The following is an 18,596-nucleotide window of genomic DNA, read 5'->3' on the forward strand; positions in this document are numbered from 1 at the left end:
ACGGGTTTGACATACATGAAAAAACAGATCTCGTTCATTGCACCGGGACAGACGGCCAAAGCACTCATCCTCGTGTATCTGACGTTCTCGGTGCCGATCGTGCTGCTCGGCGTGCTGGTCGCGTTCGTGCGCTACGGTAAGGTCGAACTGAGCACAGTGTTCAGCGCGCTGCTGCTGAACGCGATCCTCGGTTTCATCCTGTTGTGGATTGCGTGCCACGCGTACAACTGGGTCGCGTCGCGCTTCGGCGGCATCGAAATCCAGCTGACCGACGCGCCGGAAGAAGCGTAGTGACCGCGACGATCCGCGCCGCGACGCCCGCGGACGCAGGCAAGATCTTCGCGCTGACGTACGAGCTGGCCGAATTCGAAAGCCTCACGCACGTATTCGTCGCGACCGAAGACGGTCTGCGCGATGCGCTATTCGGTGCGCGGCCGTCGATCGAAGCGTTGGTTGCGGAAGACGAAGGACGCATCGTCGGCTATGCGCTGTTCTTCCACAATTACTCGAGTTTCGTCGGCAAGCGCGGCCTGTATCTCGAGGACCTCTACGTGCAACCGAGCCAACGCGGCAGCGGCCTCGGCACCGCGCTGCTCGCCCGGCTGGCAGCGCTGGCAGTCGAGCGGCAGTGCGGACGCTTTGAATGGACCGTGCTCGACTGGAACCAGCAGGCCATCAGCTTCTACGAGAAGATGGGTGCGATGGTGATGCCGGATTGGCGTGTCGTACGTCTGGCGGGCGATGCGCTCGAACAATTGGCCGCCACCTCTGCGGCAGGCACCGGCACTGCCTCGAACTAAGTCACTAAACCAGGCCACTCTACTGCTCGTCGGGATCCACGCCTGACAGTGCATCGCCGAGCACCCCGCTCGCCTCTTCACCCGGCAACGCCTCGACGTCGCGCAGCTTGCGGTTCATCGCACGGGTACGCGTTTCCGCGGCTTCGATCGAACGGGTGACGGTTTCCAGCTGCGCCTTGGTCTTTGCCAGCACGTCGCCGAATTTGCCGAACTCCGTCTTGACCGCGCCGAGCACCTGCCACACCTCGCTCGAACGCTTCTCGATCGCGAGCGTGCGGAAGCCCATCTGCAAGCTGTTGAGCAACGCGGTGAGCGTGGTCGGGCCGGCAATCGTCACGCGATAGTCGCGTTGCAGCAGATCGGTCAGACCCGGCCGCCGCAGGATTTCCGCGTACAGGCCTTCAGTTGGCAGGAACAGCAGCGCGAAATCGGTGGTGTGCGGCGGCGACACATACTTCTCCGCAATCGTGCGCGCCTCGGCGCGAATCCGTGCTTCGAGCGCGCGCGACGCATCTTCCACCGCGACCGGATCGGCGCGTTCCTGCGCTTCGATCAGGCGCTCGTAGTCTTCGCGTGGGAACTTGGCGTCGATCGGCAACCAGACCGGCGCGGCCGCGCCGCCCGCCTCCGCGCGGCCCGGCAACTTGATCGCGAATTCGACGCGATCGGCGCTCTTCGGCACGGTCGCGACATTCTTCGCGTATTGGTCCGCGGTGAGCAGTTGTTCAAGCAACGCTTCGAGCTGCACCTCGCCCCATGTGCCGCGCGTCTTGACGTTGGTCAGCACCTTCTTCAGATCGCCGACGCCCGCAGCCAGCGTCTGCATTTCACCCAGGCCGCGATGCACCTGCTCCAGCCGGTCGGACACCTGCTTGAACGATTCGCCGAGGCGCTGCTCCAGCGTCGCGTGCAACTTTTCGTCGACGGTGCGGCGCATTTCTTCGAGCTTGGTCGAATTGTTCGCCTCGATGTCTTTCAGACGCTGCTCGATGGTCGCGCGCACTTCGGCGAAGCGGCGATCGTTCGCCTCGGTGAGTTGCCCCAATTGCAAGGCCAGTGTCTCGCCGAACTGCTTGAGCGTTCGGGCTTGTTCGTCGCGCGCCTGTTGCGCCTGCTGTTGCAGGCTGTGACGCACCGCGTCGAGCTGCTGCGCGAAGCCGTCGATCTTGCCGCCTTGCACCGTCGTCATACTGCTGAACTGCGACGCCAGCGTTTGTTGAAACTGCGCGAAGCCGCTGCTCAACTCGGTACGCGACACGCGCGCCGTCTCGGTGATGTCATTGCGCAGTTGCCGTTCGAGCCGCTCGTAAGCATGCGACTGCGCCGCTGCCGCGGCGTCGATGCGCTCGCCGAGCACCTCGAACTGCTCGTTTTCATCAGCGTGGCTATTGCCGCGCATCAGCAACGCCAACGCGATGACCAATGCGACCGCCAGCACTGCCACGGCCGCCACCAGAATCATTGTCATGAACGCGCCTTGCCGATCACCTCCGGGTTGATCGAATTCGGCGGACGTCCGGCGCGCGGGCCCTCACCCAGCGCGGCGATCAGGTTGTCGGCGGCGAGGTTCGCCATGGCGCGGCGCGTCGCTTCGGTCGCGCTGGCGATGTGCGGCGTCAGCACGACATTCGGCACGGTCAGCAAAGCGGGATTCAGATTCGGCTCGCCTTCATAGACATCGAGACCCGCTGCGGCAATCTGCCTGGTGCGCAGCGCCTCGACCAGCGCCGCATCGTCGACAATGCCGCCGCGCGCGATGTTGGTGAGCGTTGCGGTCGGCTTCATTTGCGCGAGTTCGGCCGCGCCGATCGTGTGATGGTTTTCCTTCGTGTACGGCAATACGAGCACCACGTGATCGGCGCGCCGCAGCAGGTCTTGCCTGGACACGTATTGCGCGTTCAACTCCGCTTCGATCTCCGGCGCGACACGCGAACGGTTGTGATAGATCACCTGCATGTTGAAGCCTTTCGCGCGACGGGCCAGTGCCTGACCGATCCGGCCCATGCCGACCACGCCGAGCGTCGAGCCGTACAGGTCCGTGCCGAGAAAGCCGTCGTACGCCCACTTCTGCCATTTGCCCGCGCGCAGCCAGTGCTCCGATTCGGCGATGCGGCGCGCCGCCGCCATCATCAGCGCCCAGCCGAAATCGGCGGTGGATTCGTTCAGCACGTCCGGCGTGTTGGTGCCGAGCACGTTGGCCGCGTTGAACGCGGCCATGTCGAAGTTGTTGTAGCCCACCGCCATGTTCGACACCACCCGCAGACGCGGCGCCGCCGCGAGCTCTGCCTGGCCGACCGGATCGCCCGCGATCAGCGCGCCGTCTTTATCCGCGAGACGGCGCGTCAACTCGTCGGCGGACAACACGTCGCCCTGGTTCCAGTCGACGTCGAAATACTGTTTGAGCCGTTCGATCACATCGGGAAAGATCGGACGGGCGACGAGGATCTTCTGCATTGCAATTCTCCGAATAGCGCGTCGAGTTCAATTGCCTCGGCGTCAAAGTCAGCGTCAAAAGAACAGCCAGCCGGCGACGAGAAAGAGCGGCATCAGCACCGCGCCGGACCAGCCAAGATACGCAAAAAAGCTCGGCATGCGAACGCCGCGCGATTCCGCAATCGCTTTCACCATGAAGTTCGGCGCGTTGCCGATATAGCTGTTCGCGCCCATGAACACCGCGCCGGCCGAAATCGCCGCGAGCGTCGTGGCGCCGGTGGTCATCAGCGTCTGCGCGTCGCCGCCGGCCAGGTTGAAGAACACCAGGTAGGTCGGCGCATTGTCGAGAAACGACGATAGCAGACCGGTCGCCCAGAAGTACATCGCGTCGTGCGGTTGGCCGGCGGAATCGTTGACCAGATGGACGATGCTCGCGAACGCGCCCGCCTCGCCGGCGCGCAAAATCGTGATGACCGGCGCGATCGTCACGAAGATGCCGGCGAACAGTTTGGCGACCTCTTCAATCGGCGCCCAGTTGAAGTCATTGCCCGCGCGCGCCGCACGCGGTGTCAACGCCAGCGAGAGCAAGGTGATGCCGATCAGCGCGACATCGCGCACTGCATTCTGCAAGGCGACGTGCGTGCCGAACACGTCGAACTCGACGCCCGGTTTCCAGAGCCCGCTCATCAGCACCAACGCGATCACCGCGGCGAGAAGCAGGAAATTGATCTTGCCGTCGATGCCAAGAGGCGGCGAATCAGGCGTCGGGTCGAGAAAGCGTGAACGCTCTTCCTCGCGCCGATGAAAATAGTACGAGTCGAGCGCGTAAAAGCCCACAAGCAGCACGGCGCAAACGAACAGCATTGGCAGCGCCAGATGCGTGGTGGTCCAGAAGAAGCTGACGCCCTGCAGGAAGCCGAGAAAGAGCGGCGGGTCGCCGAGCGGCGATAGCGAGCCGCCCGCATTCGCCACCAGAAAGATGAAGAACACCACCACATGCACGACGTGCTTGCGGTTGTCGTTGGCGCGCAGCAATGGGCGGATCAGCAGCATCGCCGCGCCAGTCGTGCCCATGATGCTGGCGAGCACGGTGCCGAGCGCGAGAATCGCCGTGTTCAAACGCGGCGTGCCATGCAGATTGCCGCGCACGCAGATACCGCCCGCCACCGTGTAGAGCGCGGCCAGCAGCACGATGAACGGCACGTATTCTTCGAGAAGCGCTTGCACCAGCGTGCCAAATGCGGTGCCCGCGCCGAACGTCAGCGCAAACGGCACCAGAAACACCAGCGCCCACGCCGCCGCGATCTTGCCGAAATGGTGATGCCAGAAGGCCGGCGCGATCAGCGGAAACGCCGCGATCGACAGCAGCACGCCGGCAAACGGCAAACCCCAGAGGGCCGATAACGTCGCGCCGTCGAGCGTAGCCGCCGACGCCAGTTGAGGCCACCCCGCCAGCGCCAGTGCAGCGGCGAGCACCATGCTCGTCCACACGGCATGTCGTTTCATATCAGCAAGTCCTTGTTATTGATGGCGGCCGCGCGCGCAACGCCAGTGAAGCGCGAGACGCCGACGCGCGCCTCGCTCAGGCGCCACGTACGACGATCACATGCACCCGATAAGGCCCATGCGCGCCGAGCACGATGGTCTGTTCAATATCGCCGGTGCGCGACGGCCCGGAAACGAAATTGACTGCACGCGGCAGTTCGCCGCGCTCGCTGCGAATCAGGTTGAACGCCTCTTCATGTCCTGAGACGATCCGCGAAGCCGGCACGATCGCAATGTGCGTTTCGGGCAGCAAACCCGCCGAAGCATAGGTTTGCGGCCCGGACAACAGGACCAGCGTGCCGGTCTCGGCGGTTGCACAGAAGCAGCCGGTGAGGCCGACCACGTCGCCGTCTTTCGGCTTGCGAAATGCGACGGTGAGGCCGGCTTCGGCCCATTGCAGGTCTTGCAGCGTTTGCCATGCAATCGCCTGCGTGGGCAATGCGTGTTGCGTGAGGTAGCGATGCGCGGCGGCGGGCACCTCGCTCGGTGTTTCGACCGTATCGACGGTGGTCGCCATCTTCTGCGCTTCCTCGATGAAGCGCTCGGTCAGATCGGCCGGCATCTCCGGACGCGGGCCTTGCGGATGCCGCGCCAGATAATCGGCGGCCGCCTCGCGCTCGGCAGCAGACGGTTCAGGCTCGCGCCCTTGCGCCGCGCGAATACGCGCCAGGATGTTGCGGCGGGCAATCGATGTGTCCATATGCGAAATCCTCGTGTCGACAGCCGTGCGATGTGACGAGGATTATACCGGCCGCCCTGCGCGCGAACACCCTAGCCGAACAGCCGATCCCAGCGTATCGAATGCGTTAGCCGCGCTGTTAGCGGCATTACTTCGCGGCCTCTTCGTCAGGCTGCGCAATGCCGAACACCTGCCGCAAATACGCGAGATACGCCTTGTCGTCGCACATGTTCTTGCCCGGCGAATCCGACAGCTTGGCCACCGGCTGACCATTGCAACGGACCATCTTGATGACGATCTGCAATGGGTTATAGCCGAGGTCGTTGGTCAGATTGGTTCCCACGCCGAATGCCAGCTTGCAGCGGCCACGGAAACGCTCGTACAGTTGCAAGACCTTCGGAATGTCGAGCGCATCGGAGAACACGAGAATCTTGGTGCGCGGGTCGCACCGGTTCGCCTCGTAGTGCTTGAGCAGCCGCTCGCCCCAGTCGAACGGATCGCCGGAATCGTGGCGCGCGCCGTCGAACAGCTTGCAGAAGTACATGTCGAAGTCGCGCAGAAAGGCCTGCATACCGTATACGTCGGACAGCGCAATACCCAGGTCGCCGCGATATTCCTTCGCCCACATTTCGAAGCCGAAGGTCTGCGAATCGCGCAGCCGCGGTCCAAGTGCCTGGCACGCCTGCAGGTATTCATGCGCCATCGTGCCGAGCGGCGTGAGGCCGTGCTTCATCGCATAGAAGACGTTGCTGGTTCCTGCGAATTGCTCGCCCAAGCCGTCTTTCAGCGTGAGGATCACTTCTTCGTGCCACTGCTTGGAGAAGCGGCGGCGGGTGCCGTAGTCGGCGATCTTGCAGTCGGCGAATTCCGGGCGCGCGCCCAGCAGCTTGATCTTTTCGACGAGACGGCCGCGCCCTTCGCTGTAGTCAGGCTTTTGCTGCGTGTTGCGGAAATAGACCTCGTTGACGATCGCGAGCATCGGGATCTCGAACAGGATCGCGTGCAGCCACGGCCCCTTGATCTCGATGTCGATTTCGCCATTGCCCTTCGGCGACGGCTCGATCGAAATGTATTTCTCGTTCAGATGAAACAGCGCGAGAAACTCGATGAAATCGCCCTTGATAAAGCGCATGCGCCGCAGGTAATCGAGCTCGTCGTCGGTAAAGCGCAGTTCGCAGAGCTTGCGCACTTCATCGCGAATCTCGCCGATATACGGTACGAGGTCGACGTTCGGCGTGCGGCAGCGGAACCGATACTCCACGTTCGCCGCGGGAAAGTGATGCAACACCACTTGCATCATCGTGAACTTGTACAGATCGGTATCGAGCAGCGAAGTAATAATCATGATGGTGCGAACTGGACTGCAGAAAAAACGGAAGGCCTGACTCAACCCCACGCGCGTGCGGTGCGCCCCGTGCGCACCGACCTGACGCATGTTACCCGAATGCGCCCGGATTCAGCGCGCCGGCGGGCCGTTGCGCCGGACGCCATAAACTAATCACGAAAACATATAAAAGCCGTTGCCCGATGCCGCATGCGCCTCTTGACGTTACGTTACAATATCGCTTTTGGCGTTTCCGCCTTCCCTGATTCCGCATGCAGGAGCTGCTTGAATGACTCACGTTGTGACCGAAAGCTGCATCAAGTGCCGCTATACCGACTGCGTCGATGTGTGCCCGGTGGACTGCTTTCGCGAAGGTCCCAACTTCCTCGCGATCGACCCCGATGAATGCATCGACTGCGCTGTGTGCGTCGCCGAATGCCCGGTGAACGCCATTTATGCCGAAGAAGACGTGCCGGGCGACCAGCAGAACTTCATCGAGCTGAATGCCGATCTGGCGAAGAACTGGCCGAGCATCACCAAAACCAAGGCGCCGCTGCCGGAAGCCGACGAATTCAAGGACGTGAAGGAAAAGCTCGCCCTGCTCGCACGCTGAGCGGCGCAGCCTGTCCCCCGCGGTTGCATTCGAATCAAATCGAGATGAACGCAGGGTATTGACAGGCGCTTTAGCACATCCTACAATTTCGCTTCTCTGCTGTTGTTGTTCTGTTCCTCGATAGCTCAGTCGGTAGAGCGCCGGACTGTTAATCCGTAGGTCCCTGGTTCGAGCCCAGGTCGAGGAGCCAAGAATTGCAAAAGCCCGTTAACCAAGACGGGCTTTTTTATGTAGGTCAAGTTGTACTGCTGTTCCTCGATAGCTCAGTCGGTAGAGCGCCGGACTGTTAATCCGTAGGTCCCTGGTTCGAGCCCAGGTCGAGGAGCCAAAATTTCGAAGGCCCGCATCCGTGCGGGCCTTTTTGTTTTGGTTCGCCGGATCGAATGTCCCGGGAGGACGGTTACTCCTCGCTTAAGTCTTGATGCAAGGGCGGCGAACGGTCTATATCGTTCGCCCTCGCCCCCTGACCGGCACGCCGTTATACGATGGCGTTTCTTCGTGCGCGTCTCGTGTCTAGCCCTCGCGCCTAACTCTCGCGTTCATTCCCGGCAATCCGATGAAATCCACCTTGTTGCGTGTCTCGCTGGCGGCCACCGGCTGCGCCCTGTTGCTGCCGCTCGCACACAGCGAAGAAGTCGGCAGCGTCAATACCAACTTCCGCGTGACGGGCTCCGACCGCGTGGTCGTCGAAGCCTATGACGACCCGGTCGTGACCGGCGTGACCTGCTATGTGTCGCGGGCACGCACCGGCGGCATCAAGGGCACGCTCGGCATCGCCGAAGATCCGACCGAAGCGTCGATCGCTTGCCGGCAGGTCGGTACGATTCGCTTTACCGGACCCGTGAAGCAGCAATCCGATGTGTTCTCCGTGAGCATGTCGCTGATTTTCAAGTCGCTGCACGTGGTACGCGTGGTCGACGCGAAGCGCAATACGCTCGTCTATCTGACCTACAGCGATCGTATCGCTACCGGCAGCGCAAAAAATAGCGTGACCGCCGTGCCGATGCCGGCCGGCACCACGATTCCGCTGAAATGATCGCCGCCCTACGGCAAAACGCACCCGGCGGACGCATTGGCAAACGCACCGGCCGCGGCCACAGCGCGCTAAACTGACCGGTCCTGCCAGACTTCGATCATGACCGCCCATCGCTTCCAGGATTCCGCCCGCTACTGGCGCACGCCGCTTTTGCCCGGCGCGGACCTGCTCACGGCCGAATATCACGATCATGAGTTCACGCCGCACTGGCACGACGCATACACGATTCCGGTGATCGTCGCGGGTGCCGAGGGCTATCGGTATCGTGGCGCGGATTATGTCGCCGAAGCGGGCAGCGTGCCGATCATCAATCCCGGCGAATTGCACACCGGTTCGAAGGCGGTCGAGGCAGGCTGGCGATATCGCGTGATGTACGCGCCGGTCGACTTCATTCACGCGCTCGCCAATGAAGTTGCCGGGCGGCCGCAAGCCTTGCCTTGGTTTGCGCCGGGCGTGATCCGCGATCCCGATCTGGCGCAGCGGCTGGCGCGCGCACATCGTTTGCTGGAGGCCGGCGACGATCCGCTCGCCGCCGAAGCCGCGATGCTCGACGCTTTGTCCACGCTGCTGGTTCGCTACTCGCAAACGCAGCCGGAACCGTCGCGCGTCGCTACGGACGACGCCCGCGTGGCGACCATGAAAGAGCGCTTGACCGGCGACCTTGCGGCACCGGTCACACTCGCCGAAGTCGCGCAGGCGGCGGGACTCTCGCCATTTCACGCGACGCGCCTTTTTGCGCAGACTACCGGCCTGCCGCCGCATGCGTGGCGCAACCAGGTGCGCTTGCAACGTGCGCTGGCGCCGTTGCGCGCCGGCGTTTCCGTCACGGATGTCGCCGCGGCCAGCGGCTTCACGGACCAGAGCCATTTCACGCGGCATTTCCGGCGCATGTTCGGCGTGCCGCCCGGACGCTGGCAGGGCACTTGAGGCAACATCGGCGGCGCGGCGAAACGCCTGTCACAGCGGGTTTGCCATGCCGTCGACCGGCGTAGCCACCGTTTGCTTGCGACGCGCTTTTGGCTCCGCTGCCGTGCGTCTTCGCTTCTGACTGCCTTACCGCAAGAACGTACAAGCCCGGATCGGAACCGCTCGCTATGCTTCCCGAATCCAGGAGGCAAGATTGACTCATCCCAACCCAGCCCAGCCCTCGAACGCAGGCCACTTAAAAGAATTCTCCGCCGGCGCGCGCGACATCATCCCGATGATGGTCGGCGCGGCGCCGTTCGGCGTGATCTTCGGCACGCTGGTCGCATCCGGCCCGCTCCATCTATGGCATGGCCAGTTGATGTCGCTGGTCGTGTTCGCCGGCTCCGCCCAGTTCATCGCGCTCGGCCTGATCGCCGGCCACGCGAGCTTTGCGGTGATCTGGGCAACCACCCTGGTCGTCAATCTTCGCCACGTGTTGTACAGCGCGACGCTCGCGCCGCACGTCTCGCATCTGCCGGCACGCTGGCGCTGGGCGCTCGGCGCACTCCTCACCGACGAAGTCTTTGCGGTCGCGTGGGAGCACTACCGGCATCGCACGCCGGGCACGGTCGACCCACACTATTTCTTCGGCGCGGGTCTGGCCATGTATCTGAACTGGCAGATCTGGACCGTCGCCGGCCTGCTGTTCGGCGCGGCCTTTCCGGGCTTGCAATCGCTCGGGCTCGATTTCGCGATGGTCGCCACTTTCATCGCGATTGTCGTGCCGCAACTCGTCGCGCTGCGCTATCTCGCGGCGGCCGTTACCGCCGGCACGCTGGCCTTCTTCTGGCAAGCGTGGCCGTACAAGCTCGGCTTGCTTGGCGCGGTGTTCGCGGGCGTGGCAATCGGTGTCTTGCTGTCGGCGCCGCGGCTTAGGCAAGGCACGCGGGGTAATCGCGAAAATCCGCGCGATACCTCGCGGGAAGCTCCGCGGAAAATCTCGCAAGGAGCCTCGCAGGAAACCGCGGAGGCGCCGCAATGAACTACGTCGTTCTGATCCTCGGTATGGCGGCCATCACGTGGGTGATCCGCGCCGCCGTCTTCGTGCTCGGCGACCGGCTGGTGTTTCCGCCGCTCTTGCGCACCGCACTGGGTTTCGTGCCGGTCACCGTGCTGACGGCGATCATCGTGCCGATGGCGGTCTCGCCGCACGCCAACGGCGCCGAGTTGAGCTGGCGCAATCCGCAACTGATCGGGGCGCTGGCCGCCATCATCGTCAGCGCGCTGACGCGGCGGCCGCTCCTGACCATCGCAGTCGGCCTGACGGTCTTTTTTGTCTGGCAGTGCGTCGTGCTTAAATAAGCGCACAGGGCGTCGAACGCGGCATAGGCGTCAGCGCCCCGCGCGCGGTAGCGACGCATCCCTCTAAAGCCGCCGCCGATCGCCCCCGCACCCTTAAGTTTTCCCTGAATCCGCCGTTATGAAGTCGAGGTCCGCTCGTCGGGATGCGTCCCGCTGGTTACGCGGCAACAGGCAGGAATCAACCGCGCCGGCATTGGCGTCGCGTCTCACGGGGTCCGTGTGCGAACGGACGGCATGACGATGCAGCGCGGCAGGACCAAACGGGATAACACATGGGTCAAATCACCCTCACACTCAAAGACGAGACCATTGCGACGCTGCGCAAGGACTTCGACGCTTTTCTGCGGGTGTCGCTGAAGCTCGATCCGCAGTTCGCGACACCGTCGTTTGAGGACTTTTTGCGCGCCAAGCTGCTCGACAATATGGTGCCGCTGACCGAACACGCGGTGCAGCGGATGTTGCAGGGTGGTCAGTACGCTTGGGCAAAACGCACGCTCGACAAGGAATTCCCGGACGTCGTCGCGATCCTGATGCGGCAGGCGGGTGAGTTCGGCTTCGGCTTCGCGGCGCGCTCGGAATGGACGCCGGAAGAGCTGGCAAAGCAGTGCCGCGACTGGGCGGCCGCGATCGTCAAGGAAGCGGAAGGCGACGCCGTGCTGATCGATCCGCTGGCGGCGCAGATCAAGAGCGCCGCGCAGGACATTCAGGCGCTCGAGGAAATCATGCAGACGCCGGCCTGGCGGCTGGTGGAATCGTTGCGCCAGCGCGTGTACGAAGCCAAGGTGGCGTGCGAAACGAGCGTGGGCAGCACGGCGCGCGAAAAGCTCGGCGAACTGCGCGGGCTGCTGCGCCTGGGCATTTCGCACGGCTCGTTCCAGAAGCAGGAAGCGCAGCAGATCATGGAGTATCTGCGTTTGCTGAAGCCGGAAATCTTCGTCGAAGAGCCGTACGACGTGTTCTCGCGCCTCGCCGCATGGCTGCGCAATTTCTTCGTGCCGCCGCGTCCGGCGCCGCAACAGCAGCAGCAACGGCAGTCGCGCTAGCGGTGGCCGGGGTTGGCCGGAGTGGCTTTAGCAGCCGGGAGGCCGCGCGACGTGCGGCTTCGAACCCCGCCGAACCGCGTCAATCCCACATCTTCCTGAGTTTCGCCCCAATCTCGATCTTCGCCTGCGCAGCCGCGGCCAGCCCCGCCGCTGTCGGCGCGCCCGGCACCGGCACGCGCGGCCACGCGTAGGCGTCGAACAGCGGCATCAGATGCGCCGGAATAAAGCGCGTGCGCGATGCCCAGACGTGACGGTCACCCATATGCGTCTGGTTGTGCACGTAAAAACGCTGCGGCACGACGATATGCAGGTCTTCCTTCGCGCGCGTCATCGCCACGTATAACAGGCGACGCTCCTCGTCGATTTCCTCTTCGCTGCCGGTGCCGAGATCGGACGGAATACAGCCGTCGACGCCGTTCAGCACGAACACGTTGCGCCACTCCTGCCCCTTCGCCGAATGGATTGTCGACAGGATCAGGTAGTCCTCGTCGATCAGCGGCACGCCGGATTCGCCGCTGGTGGCATCGGGCGGATCGAGCGTCAATTCGGTCAGGAAGCGCTCGCGCGACGGGTACGTGCCCGCAATGCTTTCCATCTGCAACACGTCCGCGTGACGGATCGCCGCGTCCTCGTGGTTGCGCTCGAGATGCGGCTCGTACCAGCGCCGCACCATTTCGAACTCGGCCGGCCAGGGCGTCTGCCGGTCGTACACGCTCGACATGAGCTTCACGAACGGATGCCAGTCTTCCTGCGCGCGAGCGGGCGGCGCGAACGCGGCCAGTGCACCGCCGGCGGTATCCGCCGGATTGCCGGCATCGGCGCGCGCGACGACCTCGTCGAGCACCTTCGCCGCAGTGGCCGGCCCGACGCCCGGCAGCAATTGCACGACGCGAAAACCGGCGACGCGGTCGCGCGGATTCTCCGCCCAGCGCAGCACCGCCAGCACATCCTTGACGTGCACCGAATCGAGAAACTTCAGGCCGCCGAATTTCACGAACGGAATATTGCGCCGGGTCAGTTCGATTTCGAGCGCGGCGCTGTGATGCGCGGCACGAAACAGCACCGCCTGCGACTTGAGCTTCATGCCCTGCTCGCGCGCCTCGAGCACCTGTTCGACGATGTAGCGGGCCTGATCCGCTTCGTCGGCGACCGTCACCAGACGCGGGCGCTGAGCCGAAGCCTTGTCGGTCCAAAGATTCTTCGTGTAACGCTCGCTGGCGAGTTCGATCACCGCGTTCGACGCCGCCAGTATCGGCCCGGTCGAACGGTAATTGCGCTCGAGCGTGACCTGTTTGGCGGGCGGATTGAAGTGCGCGGGGAAATCGAGAATGTTGCGTACGGTCGCGCCGCGAAACGAATAGATCGACTGGGCGTCGTCGCCGACCACCGTCAGCCCACGGCCATCGGGCTTCAAGGCGAGCAGGATCGACGCCTGCAAGCGGTTGGTGTCCTGATACTCGTCGACCAGCACGTGATCGAAGCGCGCCGACAGATCCGCCGCGATCGACGGCTCGGCAGCCATATGCGACCAGTAGAGCAGCAAATCGTCGTAGTCGAGCACGCTCTGCTTCTGCTTGGCATCGACGTAGGCGGCGAACAGCATGCGCAGATCGGCTTCCCACTCCCGGCACCAGGGAAATGCGTGGTTGAGCACGTCGATGAGCGACGCGCCGGTGTTCACGACGCGCGAGTAGATCGCGAAGCACGTGCCCTTCGCCGGGAAGCGCCGCTCTTTCGCCGACAGGCCGAGTTCGTAGCGCACGAGGTTCATCAGGTCGGCGGAATCCTCGCGGTCGTTGATCGTGAAGGCGGGTGCGAGACCGATCAGATCCGCGTACTCGCGCAACAGCCGCGCGCCGACGCTGTGAAAGGTGCCGGACCACGTCAGCCCTTGCGCCAGCGCGGCGCGCGTGCCAAGCGCCGCACCGGCGATGCGCGTGACGCGGCGAGTCATTTCGAGCGCGGCGCGGCGTGAAAACGTCAGCAGCAGGATGCGGCGGGGATCGGCGCCCTTGACCACCAGATTGGCGACCCGGTGCGCCAGCGTATTGGTCTTGCCCGAGCCCGCGCCCGCTATCACCAGCAGCGCGCCCGGCGGCTCGTTGGGCGTGCCGGCGCCGTACTCGACTGCTTCGCGTTGCGCGTCGTTGAGCTTGGCCAGCCAGGCGGCGGCATCGAACGGCGGCGGGGATTCGGCAACGGTGGGCACAGTGGATTGGGCGCAGGCGTGGTGGTGTGAAAGCAGTTAAAGAACAGGCGACGCATACTGTATATCCATACAACCCCAGCCGGCAAGCGACCCTTTTTTCGCGTCGGCTCCCCGGTCGCGGCGTCGCGCAAGAGCGCAAGGGACGGCGCAAAAAAATGGCCCGGGCGCAGGCGCGCACCGGACCATTTTTTGCAGCGAGGGCGCAAGGCGCTCGCCCCCTTCCACTGACGCCTATCGCTTCTGCAGCGCAAGCGTCTTCTTTCACGCGCTGCACCAGACCGTCAGAGCCTCAGCACAGCGGACCTGGTGCTTCGTTAGTGCTTCACATCGGCGCCGTTATCCTGATCGGTTGCCTGACCTTGCATGTTCATCTTCATTTCGTTGCCGGCGGCCTGCTTGTCCGCCTTCTGGTTGATCCGGGCATTGCGCACCTGTTGGTTGTATTGCGACTTGGCAGCCTTTTGCTGTTCCTTCAACTCGGCCTTCGACGACTTCTTCTGCGCCCGGTATTCGGCATTAGCCTGCGCATCGGCGTCGCGCTTCTGAACCAGCGGATCGGTCGAACCCGGCGCCGTCAGACGGGTCGGCGCCGGCGTTACCGGCTGCACGCCCTGCGCGGCAGGCGCTGCGGGCGCGAGATCGGCGCCTTGGGTCTGGACCTGTGCCTGGCCGGACATGCCGGCGGCCGGTTGCGCGGCAGTTTGCGCGACAGCGGCGGTCGCGGCAAAGGCAGTGAGGGCGGCACCGATCAGGAGCGTACGAATCTGGGTCATGATTATTCCTCTCTAAGGTTGTCAGGACGCGGGCGTCGTGTCTGGCGTGACGCATCGATGCCTGCCTCGCCCGGTCTGCTAGCCACTGAAAAAATGCGTGAAAAATCCAGCAGGCTTTTCTACAGACCTGCCCTTTCGGAGTGAAGTTCGTGAAAAACACCCCGTGTTACGGAACGTTTCATTTTCTGACAAACGCATAACATCTGCTTGCAATTGCCTGCGTGCGACTGGATGTGCGCATCGGCTTCGATCCAGGGCAAGCTTCTGGCTTATGATGCGAACCCTTTGCCTGAAGGCGCGAACGCCATGCCCAACCTCGATTTCACACTGACCGGCGACTACGTCGAACTGCACAATCTCCTGAAGATAACGGGCCTGGCTGATAGCGGCGGCTCGGCAAAAATGATGGTCGCGGATGGTGCGGTGACCGTCGACGGCCGGGTCGAAACGCGTAAAACCTGCAAAATCCGCGCGGGTCAGGTGGTGCTGCTCGGCGATACGCGGATCGCGGTGCACGAAGCTTGATGCTTGGGAAGCGCGGCACCCCGAGAATCCGGAGTCCGCATGCGCACCAAAATTGTGCCTACTCCATCGACATTGCCGTGCCCAGGCAATAAGCTGTGGGTTTCGACAGACAAACAGTTAGCTGACAGCGACCCTGCGCGCCCGGTGACCATCCCGTGTTGCACCGCCGTCATCGCCCCGGTCGCGCTCGCCGTCGGTCTGTCGCCACTTCCGCCGTTAAGCGCTCAATGACTCAATCCGGCTTCTCCCGGGTGGCCGCCCGGCCGCCGACCCTGACCCGCCACGCTGCCGACACCGCCCGTCTCGCCGCACCGCTCGCCATCGCGCAGCTCTCGCAAATGGCGATGGGCGTGACCGACACGATCCTGCTCGGCTCGCTCGGCCCCGACGCGCTCGCCGCCGGCGGCCTCGGCGCCAACCTGTTCTTCGTCGTGGTCACACTGCTGCAAGGCGTGCTGACCTCGGTCAGCGTGAGCGTGTCGCACGCGCGCGGCGCGCAGAACGAGGGCCGCGTGCCGCATATCTACTGGACCGGCTTCGTATTGTCGGTGCTGTTGTCGGTGCCGGCGTTCTTCCTTCTGTCGTTCGCCAAGCCGATCCTGCTGGCGTTCGGCGAACCCGCGCTGCTCGCGCGCAACGTCGGCGAATACGCGGCGATCCTGCGCTGGGGCTCGCTCGGCAGCCTGATCGGCGTGGGCTTGATGCGCTCGTTCCTGCCGGCGATCGGCGCGGCCAAGCGGCTCCTGGGGGTGTCGCTCGCGGGCGTATTCGTGAACGGCTTTCTCAACTACGGGCTGATCCACGGCGCCTATGGCCTGCCGCGCCTCGGCTTTCTCGGCTCGGCGGCGGCCACCACGATCACGGTCTGGCTAAGCGCGCTGGTGTTGATGGCGCTGCTGCATCTGCGGCCGCGCTATAAACATTTCGTCGTCGCGACGCGGCCGAACGTGCCGTTGATGGGCGAACTATTCGGCATCGGCTGGCCGGTTGCGATCACCTACGGCGTCGAATCGACGTTGTTCCTCGCTACCGGCTTGATGGTCGGGTTGCTCGGCGAATCGCAACTGGCCGCGCATCAGATCGCGTTGAACGTTGCCTCGGTGGCCTTCATGGTGCCGCTCGCGATCGGCCAGGCGGCCAATGTGCGGGTCGGCTTCTGGTCCGGCGCCGGCCAGCCGCTGGCCGCGCGGCATGCGGGTTTCGTCGCGCTGGCGCTCGGCGTCGGCTTCATGACGCTGTCGGGCATCGTGCTGATCGCCGCGCCGCACTGGATCGTCGGCCTGTATCTGCATCTCGACGACCCGGCCAACGCCGCGACGGTCGCGCTTGCCAGTTCGCTGCTCGGCGTGGCTGCGATCTTCCAGATCGTCGACGGCATGCAGACGGTCGGCTCCGGCTGCCTGCGCGGCTTGAAGGACACGCGCGTGCCGATGATCGCCGCGTCGTTCGGTTATTGGGTGATCGGCTTTCCAACCGGCTACACGCTGGCGTTTCACTTCGGCCTCGGCGCACGCGGCCTGTGGTGGGGACTCGCGGCGGGCCTCGCCAGCGTCGCGCTATTGATGACGCTGCGCTTTCACAAGCTGAGCTTGCGGCACGTGCCGGCGACGCCTGCCGCGCCGCCCGCCCAGTCCGCGTGAGCCACTAGGCCAACTCACCGGTCTGGTTGCGCGCACAACCAACGATTCCCGCCGAGCGCGCCGCGAACTGTAAAATGCGCGCTTTGGCACGCTCGCGCGCATCCGCGCGGCGCCACTCGCGCACCTCACAAAGGCCCGCGCCTCCCAACGGCCCATGACCCACCGCCAGGGCTTGCCGCTCCTCACGAGCGGCTCCTCGCGCACCCGCCGCGATTGATTACAACATCCGTCATAAAACAGAACCAGGGACCACCCGTCATGCTTGCCCGCGTTACCCGTTTATTTCCGCTCTGGGCGGTGCTCGTTTCGATTGCCGCGTACTTTTCGCCTGCCTCGTTCACCGGCATCGCGCCGCACGTCACCACGCTCCTGACGATCATCATGCTGGCGATGGGCGTCACGTTATCGGTAGCCGATTTTCAGCGCGTCTTCACCCGGCCCGCGCCTGTCATCGCCGGCATCGTGCTGCATTACCTCGTGATGCCGCTCGCCGCCTGGGTGATCGCCAAGGCGCTGCGCATGCCGCCCGATCTGACCGCCGGCATGGTGCTGGTGGGGAGCGTCGCGAGCGGCACCGCGTCGAACGTGATGATCTATCTGGCGCGTGGCGACGTCGCGTTGTCGGTGACGATCAGCGCGTTGTCGACGCTGGTCGGCGTGTTCGCGACACCGCTGCTTACGCGCCTTTACGTGGATGCGTCGATTGCCGTCGACGTGCACGGCATGCTGATGAGTATTTTGCAGATCGTCGCGCTACCGATCGTGATCGGGCTCGTCGTCAATCATTTGTTTGGCAAGATTGTGCGCAAGGTCGAGCCGATTCTGCCGCTGATCTCGATGGTCGCGATTGTGCTGATTATCGGCGCGGTGGTGGGCGGCACACAGAAGAGCATTGCGTCGGTCGGCCTCGTGGTGATGCTCGGCGTCGTACTGCACAACGGTATTGGCCTGCTCGGCGGTTACTGGGGCGGGAGATTGCTTGGCTTCGATGAAGCTGTTTGCCGGACGCTTGCTATTGAAGTGGGCATGCAGAATTCTGGCCTCGCTGCGACGCTCGGCAAGCTTTATTTCACGCCTATTGCTGCGTTGCCGGGGGCGCTGTTCTCGGTGTGGCATAACCTTTCCGGCTCGTTGCTTGCTGGCTATTGGGCGGGACGTCCCGCTAAGGGGTCTACGCATCCGGATGGCGAGCGGGTGTTGAACGCTGAACGCGGGTGAATGGGGAAAGGTTTTTTTGCCTTTGGCGGCGGCATTATTCTGTGCGCCTACGGCGTTGGTTTTTTCTTTTGTTTTTGGTTTATTAGCGTTCCCCCTGTGCGGGGGGCACCTACTTTTCTTTGCCGCCGCAAAGAAAAGTAGGCAAAAGAAAGCGGCTCAAACCGCTAACACTTAAGCGGGTCCCTTGGCTTGGAGGAGGCAGTGGAGCATCTGGAATCCGTGCCCTCGCGCATTCAGCCCTGGTGACAAGGCAGTCATTCTTCCGGCGGCGCTGCGCGCGCCGTGGCGGTACTTCATAAAACCATCGGGTCGATTTCGCGCTGCGGTAAGGCGACCGCCGCGCGGTTTTTCGCAACGCCGTTGCAGCTTCTGTATCTTGCCGAATTGACCGCCGGGCGTTACTTTGTCCGCGAACCACAAATCACTTCGGCCCCCTGCCAAAGCGAAGCCAATGGCCCCCAACCCGCACAAACGAAGCCCTTGGCTTCCC

Annotated in this window: 18 protein-coding genes and 2 tRNA genes; 13 read left to right on the forward strand and 7 right to left on the reverse strand. The window is 63.7% G+C overall.

Annotated elements, in window-relative coordinates; all coding sequences use genetic code 11:
* Positions 1-15 precede the first annotated feature (15 nt).
* Positions 16-291 (forward strand): hypothetical protein, encoded by a 276-nt coding sequence (locus AC3WOG_RS15565; RefSeq protein ID WP_341314713.1) that lies wholly within the window; start codon positions 16-18, stop codon positions 289-291.
* Entirely contained in the window at positions 291-800 is a 510-nt protein-coding gene (locus tag AC3WOG_RS15570; RefSeq protein ID WP_492578821.1) for a GNAT family N-acetyltransferase, read from the forward strand. Before AC3WOG_RS15565 ends, AC3WOG_RS15570 begins: the two co-directional genes overlap by 1 nt.
* A 19-nt stretch (positions 801-819) precedes the next feature.
* On the opposite strand, the gene AC3WOG_RS15575 is transcribed toward AC3WOG_RS15570, so the two are convergent.
* The 5 genes from AC3WOG_RS15575 to pncB all read right to left on the reverse strand — a co-directional run bounded on the left by AC3WOG_RS15575 (position 820) and on the right by pncB (position 6,802).
* Positions 820-2,268: a DNA recombination protein RmuC gene (locus tag AC3WOG_RS15575; protein WP_492578822.1), complete on the reverse strand. Its 1,449-nt coding sequence runs from the start codon at positions 2,266-2,268 to the stop codon at positions 820-822.
* On the reverse strand, positions 2,265-3,254 hold the full coding sequence (locus AC3WOG_RS15580; protein WP_492578823.1) for a 2-hydroxyacid dehydrogenase: 990 nt from the start codon (positions 3,252-3,254) through the stop codon (positions 2,265-2,267). Before AC3WOG_RS15580 ends, AC3WOG_RS15575 begins: the two co-directional genes overlap by 4 nt.
* Positions 3,255-3,308: 54 nt before the next feature.
* Positions 3,309-4,739, reverse strand: coding sequence for a sodium:proton antiporter (locus AC3WOG_RS15585; RefSeq protein ID WP_492578824.1), 1,431 nt, complete (start codon positions 4,737-4,739; stop codon positions 3,309-3,311).
* A gap of 76 nt (positions 4,740-4,815) precedes the next feature.
* The gene (locus tag AC3WOG_RS15590) at positions 4,816-5,478 is read right to left on the reverse strand and encodes a LutC/YkgG family protein (protein ID WP_492578825.1); all 663 of its coding nucleotides are present in this window, start codon (positions 5,476-5,478) and stop codon (positions 4,816-4,818) included.
* 127 nt (positions 5,479-5,605) lie between these two features.
* Positions 5,606-6,802 carry a nicotinate phosphoribosyltransferase gene (pncB, locus tag AC3WOG_RS15595; RefSeq protein ID WP_492578826.1) on the reverse strand — a complete coding sequence of 399 codons (1,197 nt, stop codon included), beginning with the start codon at positions 6,800-6,802 and terminating at the stop codon, positions 5,606-5,608.
* Positions 6,803-7,070: 268 nt separating this feature from the next.
* On the opposite strand from pncB, the gene fdxA reads away from it, so the two are divergent.
* From fdxA to AC3WOG_RS15635, 8 genes are all read left to right on the forward strand, one after another.
* A complete protein-coding gene (gene fdxA, locus AC3WOG_RS15600) occupies positions 7,071-7,394 on the forward strand; it encodes a ferredoxin FdxA (protein WP_020069367.1) in 324 nt (107 codons plus the stop codon).
* A gap of 114 nt (positions 7,395-7,508) precedes the next feature.
* Positions 7,509-7,584 (forward strand) — tRNA-Asn (locus tag AC3WOG_RS15605).
* A gap of 62 nt (positions 7,585-7,646) precedes the next feature.
* Positions 7,647-7,722: transfer RNA gene (locus AC3WOG_RS15610), tRNA-Asn, on the forward strand.
* Positions 7,723-7,950: 228 nt separating this feature from the next.
* The gene (locus tag AC3WOG_RS15615; protein ID WP_492578827.1) at positions 7,951-8,430 is read left to right on the forward strand and encodes a CreA family protein; all 480 of its coding nucleotides are present in this window, start codon (positions 7,951-7,953) and stop codon (positions 8,428-8,430) included.
* A 99-nt stretch (positions 8,431-8,529) separates the two neighbouring features.
* Entirely contained in the window at positions 8,530-9,357 is an 828-nt protein-coding gene (locus AC3WOG_RS15620) for a helix-turn-helix transcriptional regulator (protein ID WP_492578828.1), read from the forward strand.
* 274 nt (positions 9,358-9,631) lie between these two features.
* Positions 9,632-10,378, forward strand: coding sequence for an AzlC family ABC transporter permease (locus AC3WOG_RS15625; protein WP_492579816.1), 747 nt, complete (start codon positions 9,632-9,634; stop codon positions 10,376-10,378).
* Positions 10,375-10,698 carry an AzlD domain-containing protein gene (locus AC3WOG_RS15630; RefSeq protein WP_492578829.1) on the forward strand — a complete coding sequence of 108 codons (324 nt, stop codon included), beginning with the start codon at positions 10,375-10,377 and terminating at the stop codon, positions 10,696-10,698. Before AC3WOG_RS15625 ends, AC3WOG_RS15630 begins: the two co-directional genes overlap by 4 nt.
* Before the next feature lie 272 nt (positions 10,699-10,970).
* The gene (locus AC3WOG_RS15635; RefSeq protein ID WP_492578830.1) at positions 10,971-11,741 is read left to right on the forward strand and encodes a DUF4088 family protein; all 771 of its coding nucleotides are present in this window, start codon (positions 10,971-10,973) and stop codon (positions 11,739-11,741) included.
* Between the two features lie 79 nt (positions 11,742-11,820).
* On the opposite strand, the gene AC3WOG_RS15640 is transcribed toward AC3WOG_RS15635, so the two are convergent.
* Together AC3WOG_RS15640 and AC3WOG_RS15645 are read right to left on the reverse strand one after the other, a co-directional pair.
* Positions 11,821-13,950 (reverse strand): ATP-dependent helicase, encoded by a 2,130-nt coding sequence (locus AC3WOG_RS15640; protein ID WP_492578831.1) that lies wholly within the window; start codon positions 13,948-13,950, stop codon positions 11,821-11,823.
* Between the two features lie 314 nt (positions 13,951-14,264).
* Positions 14,265-14,723: a hypothetical protein gene (locus AC3WOG_RS15645; protein WP_492578832.1), complete on the reverse strand. Its 459-nt coding sequence runs from the start codon at positions 14,721-14,723 to the stop codon at positions 14,265-14,267.
* 306 nt (positions 14,724-15,029) lie between these two features.
* Between AC3WOG_RS15645 and AC3WOG_RS15650 the strand changes: the two genes are divergently transcribed.
* The 3 genes from AC3WOG_RS15650 (at position 15,030) to panS (ending at position 18,106) form a co-directional block, all read left to right on the forward strand.
* Complete coding sequence (locus tag AC3WOG_RS15650) at positions 15,030-15,248, forward strand: RNA-binding S4 domain-containing protein (RefSeq protein WP_011489423.1); 219 nt, start codon at positions 15,030-15,032, stop codon at positions 15,246-15,248.
* Between the two features lie 227 nt (positions 15,249-15,475).
* Positions 15,476-16,888: an MATE family efflux transporter gene (locus AC3WOG_RS15655; protein ID WP_492578833.1), complete on the forward strand. Its 1,413-nt coding sequence runs from the start codon at positions 15,476-15,478 to the stop codon at positions 16,886-16,888.
* A gap of 258 nt (positions 16,889-17,146) precedes the next feature.
* Positions 17,147-18,106, forward strand: a complete 960-nt coding sequence (panS, locus tag AC3WOG_RS15660) for a ketopantoate/pantoate/pantothenate transporter PanS (protein WP_492578834.1) — start codon at positions 17,147-17,149, stop codon at positions 18,104-18,106.
* Positions 18,107-18,596: the final 490 nt, after the last annotated feature.

Source organism: Paraburkholderia sp. FW306-02-B (genome assembly GCF_058782725.1).

Bases quoted from the DNA above. Each gene is read 5' to 3' on its own strand.
- AC3WOG_RS15565 (WP_341314713.1), top strand. From the start codon at position 16: ATGAAAAAACAGATCTCGTTCATTGCACCGGGACAGACGGCCAAAGCA.
- AC3WOG_RS15575 (WP_492578822.1), bottom strand. From the start codon at position 2,268: ATGACAATGATTCTGGTGGCGGCCGTGGCAGTGCTGGCGGTCGCATTG.
- AC3WOG_RS15580 (WP_492578823.1), bottom strand. From the start codon at position 3,254: ATGCAGAAGATCCTCGTCGCCCGTCCGATCTTTCCCGATGTGATCGAA.
- AC3WOG_RS15585 (WP_492578824.1), bottom strand. From the start codon at position 4,739: ATGAAACGACATGCCGTGTGGACGAGCATGGTGCTCGCCGCTGCACTG.
- AC3WOG_RS15590 (WP_492578825.1), bottom strand. From the start codon at position 5,478: ATGGACACATCGATTGCCCGCCGCAACATCCTGGCGCGTATTCGCGCG.
- pncB (WP_492578826.1), bottom strand. From the start codon at position 6,802: ATGATTATTACTTCGCTGCTCGATACCGATCTGTACAAGTTCACGATG.
- fdxA (WP_020069367.1), top strand. From the start codon at position 7,071: ATGACTCACGTTGTGACCGAAAGCTGCATCAAGTGCCGCTATACCGAC.
- AC3WOG_RS15615 (WP_492578827.1), top strand. From the start codon at position 7,951: ATGAAATCCACCTTGTTGCGTGTCTCGCTGGCGGCCACCGGCTGCGCC.
- AC3WOG_RS15620 (WP_492578828.1), top strand. From the start codon at position 8,530: ATGACCGCCCATCGCTTCCAGGATTCCGCCCGCTACTGGCGCACGCCG.
- AC3WOG_RS15625 (WP_492579816.1), top strand. From the start codon at position 9,632: ATGATGGTCGGCGCGGCGCCGTTCGGCGTGATCTTCGGCACGCTGGTC.
- AC3WOG_RS15630 (WP_492578829.1), top strand. From the start codon at position 10,375: ATGAACTACGTCGTTCTGATCCTCGGTATGGCGGCCATCACGTGGGTG.
- AC3WOG_RS15635 (WP_492578830.1), top strand. From the start codon at position 10,971: ATGGGTCAAATCACCCTCACACTCAAAGACGAGACCATTGCGACGCTG.
- AC3WOG_RS15645 (WP_492578832.1), bottom strand. From the start codon at position 14,723: ATGACCCAGATTCGTACGCTCCTGATCGGTGCCGCCCTCACTGCCTTT.
- AC3WOG_RS15650 (WP_011489423.1), top strand. From the start codon at position 15,030: ATGCCCAACCTCGATTTCACACTGACCGGCGACTACGTCGAACTGCAC.
- AC3WOG_RS15655 (WP_492578833.1), top strand. From the start codon at position 15,476: ATGACTCAATCCGGCTTCTCCCGGGTGGCCGCCCGGCCGCCGACCCTG.
- panS (WP_492578834.1), top strand. From the start codon at position 17,147: ATGCTTGCCCGCGTTACCCGTTTATTTCCGCTCTGGGCGGTGCTCGTT.